Below are 12,510 nucleotides of genomic sequence, written 5' to 3' on the forward strand. Positions count from 1 at the left end.
GGCCGCGGCGGTCAGAAGGGCCGGGCGCCCAGGTCCCTGGAGACGGCGCGGGCGCAGTCGCGCACCGCGGCGATCAGCTCGGGGCGCAGCTTCCCGTCCGCGCAGACCCGCTCCACCGCCCCGGTCACGGCAACGGCGCCGACCGGCATCCGGCGCCGGTCGTGGATCGGGGCGGCCACCGCGGCCACGCCCTCCCAGGTCTCCTCCACGTCGGCGGCCCAGCCGCGCGCCCGGATCAGGTCGAGCATCGCCTCGAACTCCTCCGCGCCGGTGACGGTGTGCGGGGTGAAGGGCTGCCGCTCGGCCTCCAGGGCCTCGGTGTGCGCCACCGGGTCGTACGCCGCGAGCACCTTCCCCAGGGCCGTGGAGTGCAGTGGCTGCATGGCCCCGACCTCCAGGACCTGCCGGCTGTCGTCGGGCCGGAAGACGTGGTGGACGATGAGCACGCCCTGCTGGTGCAGGACTCCGAGGTGCGCGCTCTCGCCGCTGGAGCGGGCCAGGTCGTCCGTCCAGACGAGCGCGCGGGCCCGCAGCTCGTGGACGTCCAGGTAGCTGTTGCCCAGGCGCAGCAGCTCGGCGCCCAGCTGGTAACGGCCGGACGCCGTGTCCTGCTCGACGAAGCCCTCGTGCTGGAGCGTGCGCAGGATGCCGTGTGCGGTGCCCTTGGCCAGGCCCAGTGAGGAGGCGATGTCGGACAGTCCCAGCCGACGCTCGCCACCTGCCAGCAGGCGCAGCATCGCCGCCGCCCGTTCCAGCGACTGGATGTTCTTGGCCATCGCGCCGTACTCCTCCACCTCGGTTCGACAATGCTGAACACTATCGGTCGATGCCGACCCATGCTCGATCACACAGGAAAACCGCGGGCACCACTCGATTCGGACATCCCCCCGCACAGCATGCCGTCCGTTCCGTGGGACGGAGTGACGGCCCCGGGTGCCGCCCGGCTAGGCTGGCCTGGTGCGCCTTCCACCGAAGCCGCAAAGCCGACAGCCGTCGCATCCCAGGGAGTAAATCCATGGCCTCGTTGCCGACCCCTTCCGCCGACAGCCGGAACCGAGCCGAAGCCCTCCGTGAGGCACTCGCCACCCGGGTGGTGGTGGCCGACGGTGCCATGGGCACCATGCTCCAGGCACAGGACCCGACCCTTGAGGACTTCCAGAACCTCGAAGGCTGCAACGAGATCCTGAACGTCACCCGCCCGGACATCGTGCGCTCCGTGCACGAGGAGTACTTCGCCGTCGGCGTGGACTGCGTCGAGACGAACACCTTCGGGGCCAACGCCTCCGCCCTGGGCGAGTACGACATTCCCGAGCGGATCCACGAGCTCTCCGAGTCGGGCGCGCGCATCGCCCGCGAAGTGGCGGACGCGTTCACCGCGTCGACCGGGCAACAGCGCTGGGTGCTCGGCTCCATGGGCCCGGGAACGAAGCTGCCCACGCTGGGGCACGCCCCCTACACCGTGCTGCGGGACGGCTTCCAGCAGAACGCCGAGGGACTGATCGCCGGCGGCGCGGACGCGCTCATCATCGAGACGACGCAGGACCTGCTGCAGACCAAGGCCGCCGTACTGGGCGCGCGGCGCGCCCTGGAGGCGATGGGCAGCGACCTCCTGGTGCTGTGTTCGCTGGCGTTCGAGACCACCGGAACCATGCTGCTCGGCTCCGAGATCGGGGCCGCGCTGACCGCGCTGGAACCGCTCGGCGTCGACATGATCGGTCTGAACTGCTCGACCGGCCCCGCCGAGATGAGCGAGCACCTGCGCTACCTCACGCGCCACTCCCGTATCCCGCTGCTCTGCATGCCGAATGCCGGGCTGCCGGTGCTCACCAAGGACGGGGCGCACTTCCCGCTCGGTCCCGAGGGGCTCGCCGACGCCCAGGAGACGTTCGTCCAGGAGTACGGCCTCTCGCTGGTCGGCGGCTGCTGCGGTACGACCCCCGAGCACCTGCGGCAGCTCGTCGAGCGTGTCCGCGGCTCCGCGCTCACCTCACGCGCGCCCCGTCCCGAGCCGGGCGCCGCCTCCCTGTACCAGACCGTCCCGTTCCGCCAGGACACCTCCTACCTGGCGATCGGCGAGCGTACGAACGCCAACGGATCGAAGAAGTTCCGCGAGGCGATGCTGGAGGCCCGCTGGGACGACTGCGTGGAGATGGCGCGCGACCAGATCCGCGAGGGCGCGCACATGCTCGACCTCTGCGTCGACTACGTCGGCCGGGACGGCGTCACCGACATGGAGGAGCTGGCCGGACGTTTCGCCACCGCCTCCACCCTGCCGATCGTGCTGGACTCCACCGAGTTGCCGGTCCTCCGCGCCGGCCTGGAGAAGCTCGGCGGCCGGGCCGTCCTCAACTCCGTCAACTACGAGGACGGAGACGGCCCCGAGTCGCGGTTCGCCAAGGTCACCGCACTGGCCGTCGAGCACGGCGCCGCGCTGATCGCCCTGACCATCGACGAGGAGGGCCAGGCCCGTACCGTCGAGCACAAGGTCGCCGTCGCCGAGCGGCTGATCGAGGACCTGACGAGCAACTGGGGCATTCACGAGTCGGACATCCTCATCGACACCCTGACCTTCACGATCTGCACCGGCCAGGAGGAGTCCCGGGGCGACGGCATGGCCACCATCGGGGCCATCCGCGAGCTGAAGAAGCGCCACCCCGACGTCCAGACCACGCTCGGACTGTCCAACATCTCCTTCGGCCTCAACCCGGCCGCCCGGGTCGTCCTGAACTCCGTCTTCCTCGACGAGTGCGTCAAGGCCGGCCTCGACTCCGCGATCGTGCACGCCTCCAAGATCCTGCCGATCGCGCGCCTCGACGAGGAGCAGGTGAAGGTCGCGCTCGACCTCATCCACGACCGCCGCGCCGAGGGCTACGACCCCCTGCAGAGGCTGATGGAGCTGTTCGAGGGCGTCAGCACGCAGTCGATGAAGGCCGGCAAGGCCGAGGAACTCCTCTCCCTGCCGCTCGACGAGCGCCTCCAGCGCCGCATCATCGACGGCGAGAAGAACGGCCTGGAGACCGACCTCGACGAGGCCCTGCGGACCCGCCCCGCCCTCGACATCGTCAACGACACCCTCCTGGAGGGCATGAAGGTCGTCGGTGAACTCTTCGGCTCCGGTCAGATGCAGCTGCCGTTCGTGCTCCAGTCCGCCGAGGTCATGAAGACCGCGGTGGCCTATCTGGAGCCCCACATGGAGAAGTCCGACGCCGAGGGCAAGGGCACGATCGTGCTGGCCACGGTCCGTGGCGACGTCCACGACATCGGCAAGAACCTCGTCGACATCATCCTGTCCAACAACGGCTTCAACGTGGTCAATCTCGGCATCAAGCAGCCCGTCTCCGCGATCCTGGACGCCGCCCAGGAGCACCGTGCCGACGTCATCGGCATGTCCGGTCTCCTGGTGAAGTCCACCGTGATCATGAAGGAGAACCTGGAGGAGCTGAACCAGCGCAAGCTGGCCGCCGAATACCCGGTGATCCTCGGCGGCGCCGCACTCACCCGCGCCTACGTCGAGCAGGACCTCCACGAGATCTACGAGGGCGAGGTCCGCTACGCCCGCGACGCGTTCGAGGGGCTGCGTCTGATGGACGCCCTGGTCGCGGTCAAGCGCGGTGTCCCGGGCGCCACCCTGCCCGAACTCAAGCAGCGCCGCGTACCCAAGCGCGACACGGCGGTGCTGGAGGTGGAGGAGCCCGAGGAGGGCGTCCGCTCCGACGTCGCCGTCGACAACCCGGTCCCCGAGCCCCCGTTCTGGGGCACCCGGGTCGTCAAGGGCATCCAGCTCAAGGAGTACGCGTCCTGGCTGGACGAGGGCGCGCTCTTCAAGGGCCAGTGGGGCCTCAAGCAGGCCCGCGCCGGTGACGGACCGACGTACGAGGAACTGGTCGAGACCGAGGGCCGCCCGCACCTGCGCGGCTGGCTCGACAAGCTCCACACCGAGAACCTCCTGGAAGCCGCCGTCGTGTACGGCTACTTCCCCTGCGTGTCCAAGGGCGACGATCTGATCCTGCTCCACGAGGACGGCTCCGAGCGCACCCGCTTCACCTTCCCGCGCCAGCGCCGCGGACGACGCCTCTGCCTGGCGGACTTCTTCCGCCCCGAGGAGTCCGGGGAGACGGATGTGGTCGGCCTCCAGGTCGTCACCGTCGGCTCGAAGATCGGCGGCGAGACCGCCAAGCTCTTCGAGGCCAACTCCTACCGCGACTACCTGGAGCTGCACGGTCTGTCCGTACAGCTGGCCGAGGCGCTGGCCGAGTACTGGCACGCCCGGGTCCGCTCCGAGCTGGGCTTCGGCGGCGAGGACCCGGCCGATGTCGAGGACATGTTCGCGCTGAAGTACCGCGGCGCGCGCTTCTCCCTCGGCTACGGTGCCTGCCCCGAGCTGGAGGACCGGGCGAAGATCGCCGAGCTGCTCGGACCCGAGCGGATCGGGGTGCGTCTCTCGGAGGAGTTCCAGCTCCACCCGGAGCAGTCCACCGACGCGATCGTCATCCACCACCCCGAGGCGAAGTACTTCAACGCGCGGTAAGACCGCGTTCAACGCGCCGTAGCAGGTCAAGTCGTACACTTGTCGGTCCAGTGCAGGCCGGTCGTCCTTCCCACGGGAAAAGACGGCCGGCCTTCTCGTCCCTTACGGAAGGTGTGCCGGATGACCAGCACGGTTCCCGCGTCCATGACCCGCACGGCCGAAGGCGCCGCGCTGCAGGCCGTCCTGCTCGACATGGACGGCACCCTCGTCGATACCGAGGGCTTCTGGTGGGACGCCGAGGTGGAGGTCTTCGCCGAGCTCGGGCACCAGCTCGACGAGGCCTGGCGGGACGTGGTGGTCGGCGGGCCGATGACCCGCAGTGCCGGCTACCTCATGGACGTCACCGGTGCGGACATCACCCTCGCCGAACTCACCGTGCTGCTCAACGACCGCTTCGAGGAGCGCATCGGCCGCGGTGTGCCGCTGATGCCGGGCGCGGCACGGCTCCTGGCCGAACTGGCCCGGCACGAGATCCCCACCGCCCTGGTCTCCGCCTCGCACCGGCGGATCATCGACCGCGTGCTGGACTCGGTGGGACACCACCACTTCTCCCTCACCGTCGCCGGCGACGAGGTCTCCCGTACCAAGCCGCACCCGGAGCCCTACCTCACCGCCGCGTCCGGCTTCGGGGCGGAGCCCGAGCGCTGTGCGGTCATCGAGGACACGGCCACCGGCGTCGCGGCCGCGGAGGCCGCGGGCTGCCGGGTGGTCGCCGTCCCGTCCGTCGCACCGATCGCCCCCGCGTCCGGCCGGGTCGTCGTACGGTCGCTGGAAGAAGTCGATCTCGCATTTCTCCGGGGCCTGGTAACGGGAATGCAGTGATCCGCGCACCGAGAGTATTTCTGTGAATGAACCGAAAAGCTCTCGGCGTCGAATGGTGCGCTTTCTGTCGTACGTCAGTGCGTGAGCCGGGCGCGCGGCAGGGGTGAAAAGGGGACTCGGGCGTGAGCTTTGTCACCCGAATCGCAGCCGAAGGCTTTTCAAGATCCGCCCGGGTGTCCGTTTCGTGGTGTCGAAGTGTCCCGGTTGGTGGGGACCTGTGTGAAACGGTCCCGGTGGGGGAAAACGGCTCGCCGTTATTCCCATCACCGTCCGATTACACATCCGGCCAGCTCTGGTCCGGCATTGCCGACGGCGCGCACTAATCTCGCTTTCTCAATGCCGGGATGAGGGAGAGCGTCCAAGATGAACCGCAAGACTCTGGTGCTGCCGGCCGTCGTCGGCCTGCTCGCGCCCGTACTCGCCGCCTGCGGCGCGTCGGGCGACGGGGACGATGGCAGGGCCGCCATCGTTGTCGGCACCACGGACCAGTTCGTCGCTTCCAAGGACACCCCCGCGCCGCTCGACCCCGCCATCGGCTACGAGGCGGGGGTGTGGAACGTGCTCCGGCAGACCGTGCAGACCCTGATGCACGTGCCGCGCGGCGGCGGGGAGCCGGTCCCCGAGGCGGCGCAGACCTGCACCTTCACGGACACGCAGAACGAGAGCTACCGCTGCAAGCTGCGCAGCGGTCTGAAGTTCGCCGACGGCAAAGCCGTCACCGCCGATGACGTGAAGTACTCCATCGACCGCGTCATCCGCATCAACGCTCCCAACGGGCCCGTCGCCCTGCTCGCCAACATCGACACGGTCGAGACGCAGGGCGAGCGGGAGGTCGTCTTCCATCTCCGCACCCCGGACGCCACGTTCCCGTACAAGCTCGCCACTCCGGTCGCCGGGATCGTGCCGCGGAACAAGTACGCGGCGAAGTCCGCGCGTACCGGATTCCAGGTGGACGGATCCGGTCCCTACGCCATGAAGCCGGTAGTCGAGCACAACCAGGTCGTCAAGGTGCTCTTCACCAGGAACCCCCACTACAAGGGGGATCTGAAGGTGCGCAACGAGAAGGTCGAGCTGGATGTCTTCCCCGATTCGACGGCCATGGGCAAGGCCTTCGACGACAAGAAGCTCGACATGATGACCCGCACCATGTCGCCCGAGCAGTCCCAGCAGCTGCTCGAAAAGCCCGAGGACGGCATCAAGCTCACCGAGATACCCGGACTCGCCATCCATTTCCTGGGCTTCAACACCGACGACCCGGCCGTGAAGAACAAGGCCGTCCGCCAGGCCATGGCCCAGGTCGTCGACCGCGGAGAGATCGCGAGCAAGGTGTACGGCGCCACGGCCGAGCCGTTGTACTCGCTGATCCCGTCCGGCATCACCGGGCACGCCAACTCGTTCTACAACAAGTACAGCGAACCCAGCACCACGAAGGCCGCGGCGATCCTGGAGACCGCAGGCATCGACACCCCTGTGAAGCTCACTCTCCACTACCCGTCCGACCGTGCCGGCGCCGGCGACGCCGCCGAGTTCGAAACCCTGAAGAAGCAGTTCAACGACACCGGCCTGTTCGATGTCACCGTCCAGAGCTCCCCCTGGGCGAAGTACCGCCCCGCACAGGTGCGCGGCGACTACGCCGTGTACGGCATGGGCTGGTTCCCCGACTTCCCGGACCCCGACAACTACATGGCGCCGTTCCTCGACAAGAACAACTTCCTCAACTCGCCCTACAGGTCGACGCTCGCCCAGAAGACGCTCATTCCGCAGTCGCGCCGCGAGGCCGACCGCAGCGCCTCGGCCAAGACCTTCGAGCAGCTCCAGGAGATCGTCGCCGACGATGTCCCCGTACTGCCGATCTGGCAGGGCAAGCAGTACGTCGCGTCGCGCGAAGACCTCACCGGTGTCGAATGGGCGGTCAACTCCTCCGCCGACCTCCAGCTCTGGGAGTTGGGCGACGGAACCGTCCGAACCTCCTGAGCACGGACGACGCCCCGGCCGAACCCGGCCGGGGCGTCGTCCGGGCCCCGGACCGTCTCCGGGGCCGCCGCTCGGGGCTGTTCACTGGGCCCCGGGCCGCACCAGACCGCTCTCGTAGGCGTACACCGCCGCCTGCACCCGGTCGCGCAGGCCGAGCTTGGTCAGCACATGGCCGACGTGCGTCTTGACCGTCGTCTCACTGACGAACAGGTCCGCGGCGATCTCCGCGTTCGACAGTCCGCGCGCCACCAGCTTCAGCACCTCGACCTCACGGTCCGTCAGCGTGTGCAGGGTGTCGGGCACCGGCTCCTCGCCGGACGGCAGATGGTCCGCATACTTGTCGAGCAGCCTGCGGGTGATGCTCGGCGCCAGCATCGCCTCACCCGCCGCCACCACGCGGATCGCCTGCACCAACTCATGGGCGGGAGCGTCCTTCAGCAGGAAGCCGCTGGCGCCCGCGCGCAACGCCTCCACCACGTACTCGTCGAGATCGAACGTGGTCAGCACCAACACCTTCGCCGGACCGTCCCGGCCGGGACCGGTGATCTGACGCGTCGCCTCGACGCCGTCCATCCGCGGCATGCGGATGTCCATCAGCACCACATCGGGCTGCAGCGCCCGCACCTGGTCGAGAGCCTGGAGACCGTCACCGGCCTCGCCCACCACCGCGAGATCACCTTCCGCCTCCAGGATCATCCGGAAGCCGGTGCGCAACAGCGGTTGGTCATCGACCAGTAGGACGCGGATAGCCACAAGGTCTCCTCAAGATCCTTCGGGGGCCACAGGCCGGCCGGCCTCGGTACGGACCGGATCCATTCTGCCCTGCACGTCCTGCTCCGACTCCGCCGGGCGTACCGACAACGGATAGACCGGGGGAGTACCGCCGAATTCGGGACAGACCGCCTGGTGGTCGCACCAGCCGCAGAGCTTCGTCGGCCGGGGCCGCCACTCGCCCGTCTCGGTCGCCAGCCGGATCGCGTCCCACAGCGCCAGCAGCTTCCGCTCCACCCGCTCCAGGTCCGCCACGACCGGGTCGTACGTCAGGATGTCGCCGCTGCCGAGATAGACGAGCTGGAGACGGCGTGGCACCACGCCCTTCAGCCGCCAGATCACCAGCGCGTAGAACTTCATCTGGAAGAGCGCGCCCTCCGCGTACTGCGGGCGCGGCGCCTTCCCCGTCTTGTAGTCGACGATGCGGACCTCGCCCGTGGGCGCCACGTCGATCCGGTCGATCACCCCGCGCAGCCGCAGCCCCGACTCCAGCTCCGTCTCGACGAACAGCTCGCGCTCGGCGGGTTCCAGCCGCGTCGGGTCCTCCAGCGAGAACCACCGCTCCACCAGGCTCTCCGCCTCCGAGAGCCAGCGCGCGAGACGCTCGCCCCCGGCATCCTCCGAGAACAGCTCGGACAGCTCCGGCTTCGACTCCAGCAGCCGGTCCCACTGGGCGGGGATCAGCGCCGTGGCCCGGCCGGCCGTGCGCTCCGCCGCCGGATTGTCGAAGAGCCGCTCCAGCACCGCATGCACCAGCGTGCCCCGGGTAGCTGCTTCGCTGGGCTTCTCGGGCAGTTTGTCGATGACCCGGAAGCGGTACAGCAGAGGACATTGCATGAAATCACCGGCCCGCGACGGCGACAGGGACGTGGGCGGCTGAGCGGGCCGCGGCAGGGAGGTCATGTCGAAGACCCTACGGCCCGCCACCGACACTCGGCGGCATACCATCGACCACACACTCCCGAACACTGAACGACCGTGCCGCAGGGCACCGACCGAAGGGACCTCGTGGACGAGAGCGGCGACAGCGGGCGGCCGCAGCCCGGCGCAGGGGGAACGGCCCCCGGCGCCGGCCCCGACAAGGGCGGACCGCGGCGCCCCGAAGAGCCCGGAGGCGGCCTTCTCATGGGCCGTCCTTTTGGTGTGCCCGTGTACGTCGCGCCCAGTTGGTTCATCGTCGCCGCACTGATCACCTGGGTCTTCGGCGGCCAGCTCGAACGGGTGCTGCCCGAGCTCGGAGCGGCGCGCTACCTGGTCTCCCTCTTCTTCGCGATCGCCTTCTACGCCTCCGTACTCGTCCACGAACTCGCGCACACGGTCGTCGCCCTGCACTACAAGCTGCCGGTGCGCCGCATCCAGCTCCAGTTCTTCGGCGGCGTCTCCGAGATCGAGAAGGAGTCCGAGACTCCCGGCCGCGAATTCCTGCTCGCCTTCGTGGGCCCCCTGCTCTCCCTGGTGCTCGCCGGGCTCTTCTACGTCGGGATGACGTTCGTCGCGCCCGGCACCGTTCCGGGAGTCCTCCTCGCCGGGCTGATGATCTCCAACCTCCTGGTGGCCGCCTTCAATCTCCTCCCCGGCCTCCCCCTCGACGGCGGACGCATGCTCCGTGCCGTCGTCTGGAAGATCACCGGCCGCCCGATGAGCGGCACCGTCGCGGCCGCCTGGGTCGGCCGCGCCCTCGCCGTCGTCACCCTCATCGGCCTCCCGCTGCTCACTCGCACCGGCTCCTTCGGGAACAACCCCCGCGACGTCAGCGGCATGGACACCGTCACCGACGCGCTGCTCGCCGCCATCCTCGCCGCCATCATCTGGACCGGAGCGGGCAACAGCCTGCGCATGGCACGCCTGCGCGAGCACCTTCCCGAGCTGCGCGCCCGCACCCTCACCCGGCGCGCCGTCCCGGTGGAGGCCGACACCCCGCTCTCCGAGGCCCTGCGACGCGCCAACGAAGCGGGTGCCCGCGCCCTCGTCGTCGTCGACGGACTGGGCGAACCCAAGGCCGTCGTCCGGGAAACCGCCATCGTCTCCATCCCCGAACACCGCCGCCCCTGGGTCGCCGTCAGCGGCCTCGCCCAGGACCTCACCGCGGGCATGAAGATCTCCGCCGAGCTGTCCGGCGAAGCGCTGCTGGACCGGCTCAAGGCCAGCCCCGCCACCGAATACCTCGTCTTCGAAGAGACCGGTGAGATCTACGGCGTGCTGTCCACCGCCGACGTCGAGCGGGCGTTCGTCGCGGCCCTGGCCAGGCCCGCCGCCTGACCGTCCGGCATCGTCCGGGCTCGCGGTCGGGGCGCGGGGAATCACCGGTAGGCTGGTCACATGTCTGAACCGACCGGTGCCGCCCGCCGACGCGGGCCCTTCAAGGTCGGGGACCAGGTCCAGCTCACCGATCCCAAGGGACGCCACTACACCTTCACGCTCGAAGCCGGGAAGAACTTCCACACCCACAAGGGTTCCTTCCCGCACGACGAGCTGATCGGTGCCCCCGAGGGCAGTGTTGTCCGAACCACGGGAAACGTCGCCTATCTCGCGCTGCGCCCCCTGCTCCCCGACTACGTCCTGTCCATGCCCCGCGGCGCCGCCGTGGTCTACCCCAAGGACGCGGGGCAGATCCTGGCCTTCGCCGACATCTTCCCCGGCGCCCGCGTCGTGGAGGCCGGTGTCGGTTCCGGCTCGCTCTCCACCTTCCTGCTGCGCGCCATCGGCGACCAGGGCATGCTGCACTCCTACGAGCGCCGCGAGGACTTCGCCGAGATCGCCCGGCAGAACGTGGAACGCTACTTCGGCGAGCCGCACCCCGCCTGGCAGCTCACCGTCGGCGACCTCCAGGACAACCTCTCCGACACCGACGTCGACCGGGTCATCCTCGACATGCTCGCCCCCTGGGAGTGCCTGGAGGCCGTCTCCAAGGCGCTCGTGCCCGGTGGCATCCTGTGCGCGTACGTCGCGACCACCACCCAGCTCGCGCGGACCGTCGAGTCCATCCGCGAGATCGGCTGCTTCGCCGAGCCGCAGCCCTGGGAATCGATGATCCGCAACTGGCACGTCGAGGGCCTGGCCGTCCGCCCGGACCACCGCATGATCGGCCACACCGGCTTCCTCGTCACCGCCCGCCGCCTGGCCGACGGGGTCGAGCCCCCGCTGCGCCGCCGCCGCCCCGCCAAGGGTGCCTACGGCGAGGACTACGACGGTCCCGGCAGCCAGAGCGGCTCCTCCCGCGGCTGAGCCGCACAACGTACCGGCGCCGCCGCCGAGTTCCCGGACCGACCCGGGAACTCGGCGGCGGCGCCTTTTCGTTGCCCGTACGGGACACACGTCCGGGCCGACCCCACCGTTCCACTGGTGCGCGTGGTGTGGCACGATGCTGGCCACCCCAAGCCACCGCGGACGTCCCACCGGCGGCAGCGCCCACCCAGATCCTCGAACCACAGGAACCACAGGAGACATCCCGCGTGCAGACCTCCGAGCTCCCGGACCTCGCGCACACCGACACCAAGCCGCTGCACTGGCTCGCCACCGCGACAGCCATGGCCGCCGTCATCGCAGCCGCAGGTACGCTCCAGCCGGACCCCGTGGCGACCGCCTCGACCCCGCATCGCACCACCGCGCAGCACGGCACGGCGCCCGTAGCCGCGCCCGATCCGGAGCGGGCGACCTACCCCCTGGAGTGTGGGGGGGTGGGGAACACCGTGGCCGAACAGCAGCCCGGCGACCTGGACGGCGACGGCCGGCCCGAGACGGTCGCCGTGGTCCACTGCGCGGCAGGATCCGGCACCCCGCCCAGCGGCGTCTACGTCCTCACAAGAGGAAGCGGGGCCACACCGCGGGTCGTGGCGACCCTGGTGGACCCCGCCGAGAAGCTGAGCGTCGGCGACTTCGCGGTGCGTGACGGGATCATCTCCGCCACCCTGTTCGGCTACTCCTCGGCCGATGTGCCGCAGTGCTGTCCCGACCAGCAGGAGAAGGTCACCTGGCAGTGGCGGGGCGGCGCCTTCGTCCGAGCCACCCGGTCCGCCCCGAGCAGTGCCTGAGCGGTCACTGCACGTGCTCCACCGCCCGGAACCGCGGGGTCACGCGGCCTCGGGGCCGTACACCTCGACCCTGTCCGAAACGCGACGTACATGGATGCAGTCGCCCGGGCACTCCTTGGCCGAATCGACGACATCCTGGAGGAGCGGCAGCGGCACCGGTGTCGTCGCGCCCTTGTCCTGCAGGAGTTCGTCGTCACCGCTCTTCACATACGCCAGACCGTCGATGTCCAGCTCGAACACCTCCGGTGCGTACTGCACGCAGATACCGTCTCCCGTGCAGAGGTCCTGATCGATCCAGACCTCCAGGTCCTGCGTGTCGCTGCCGGTGGGAGCGTCCTGCTGCACGGTCATTTCTCCTGCCGTTCCCTGCGTATCCGAACCAAA

Annotated in this window: 10 protein-coding genes; 6 read left to right on the forward strand and 4 right to left on the reverse strand. The window is 69.6% G+C overall.

The annotated features are described in order from the left end of the window. Positions 1-11 precede the first annotated feature (11 nt). Positions 12-776, reverse strand: a complete 765-nt coding sequence (locus tag ACF1B9_RS19495) for an IclR family transcriptional regulator (RefSeq protein ID WP_391740311.1) — start codon at positions 774-776, stop codon at positions 12-14. A gap of 239 nt (positions 777-1,015) precedes the next feature. On the opposite strand from ACF1B9_RS19495, the gene metH reads away from it, so the two are divergent. From metH to ACF1B9_RS19510, 3 genes are all read left to right on the forward strand, one after another. Continuing rightward, positions 1,016-4,528, forward strand: a complete 3,513-nt coding sequence (gene metH / locus ACF1B9_RS19500) for a methionine synthase (protein ID WP_391740310.1) — start codon at positions 1,016-1,018, stop codon at positions 4,526-4,528. 120 nt (positions 4,529-4,648) lie between these two features. Continuing rightward, positions 4,649-5,350, forward strand: a complete 702-nt coding sequence (locus ACF1B9_RS19505; protein WP_351086584.1) for an HAD family phosphatase — start codon at positions 4,649-4,651, stop codon at positions 5,348-5,350. Positions 5,351-5,713: 363 nt separating this feature from the next. Further along, entirely contained in the window at positions 5,714-7,324 is a 1,611-nt protein-coding gene (locus ACF1B9_RS19510) for an ABC transporter substrate-binding protein (protein WP_391740309.1), read from the forward strand. 81 nt (positions 7,325-7,405) lie between these two features. Here the strand turns inward: ACF1B9_RS19510 and ACF1B9_RS19515 are convergent, their stop codons facing one another. After that, positions 7,406-8,077 carry a response regulator transcription factor gene (locus tag ACF1B9_RS19515; RefSeq protein WP_361448414.1) on the reverse strand — a complete coding sequence of 224 codons (672 nt, stop codon included), beginning with the start codon at positions 8,075-8,077 and terminating at the stop codon, positions 7,406-7,408. Positions 8,078-8,086: 9 nt separating this feature from the next. Next, the gene (locus tag ACF1B9_RS19520; protein ID WP_391740446.1) at positions 8,087-8,932 is read right to left on the reverse strand and encodes a RecB family exonuclease; all 846 of its coding nucleotides are present in this window, start codon (positions 8,930-8,932) and stop codon (positions 8,087-8,089) included. 171 nt (positions 8,933-9,103) lie between these two features. On the opposite strand from ACF1B9_RS19520, the gene ACF1B9_RS19525 reads away from it, so the two are divergent. From ACF1B9_RS19525 to ACF1B9_RS19535, 3 genes are all read left to right on the forward strand, one after another. Further along, the gene (locus ACF1B9_RS19525; protein ID WP_391740445.1) at positions 9,104-10,354 is read left to right on the forward strand and encodes a site-2 protease family protein; all 1,251 of its coding nucleotides are present in this window, start codon (positions 9,104-9,106) and stop codon (positions 10,352-10,354) included. 60 nt (positions 10,355-10,414) lie between these two features. Further along, a complete protein-coding gene (locus tag ACF1B9_RS19530) occupies positions 10,415-11,320 on the forward strand; it encodes a tRNA (adenine-N1)-methyltransferase (protein WP_351087144.1) in 906 nt (301 codons plus the stop codon). Positions 11,321-11,547: 227 nt separating this feature from the next. Then, the gene (locus ACF1B9_RS19535; RefSeq protein ID WP_391740308.1) at positions 11,548-12,126 is read left to right on the forward strand and encodes a hypothetical protein; all 579 of its coding nucleotides are present in this window, start codon (positions 11,548-11,550) and stop codon (positions 12,124-12,126) included. A gap of 39 nt (positions 12,127-12,165) precedes the next feature. Here ACF1B9_RS19535 and ACF1B9_RS19540 read toward each other — a convergent pair whose 3' ends face one another. Next, positions 12,166-12,477 carry a ferredoxin gene (locus ACF1B9_RS19540; protein WP_114243630.1) on the reverse strand — a complete coding sequence of 104 codons (312 nt, stop codon included), beginning with the start codon at positions 12,475-12,477 and terminating at the stop codon, positions 12,166-12,168. Between the last annotated feature and the right edge of the window lie 33 nt (positions 12,478-12,510).

The sequence above is a fragment of the Streptomyces sp. NPDC014727 genome (assembly GCF_043083485.1).
Classification (GTDB): domain Bacteria; phylum Actinomycetota; class Actinomycetes; order Streptomycetales; family Streptomycetaceae; genus Streptomyces.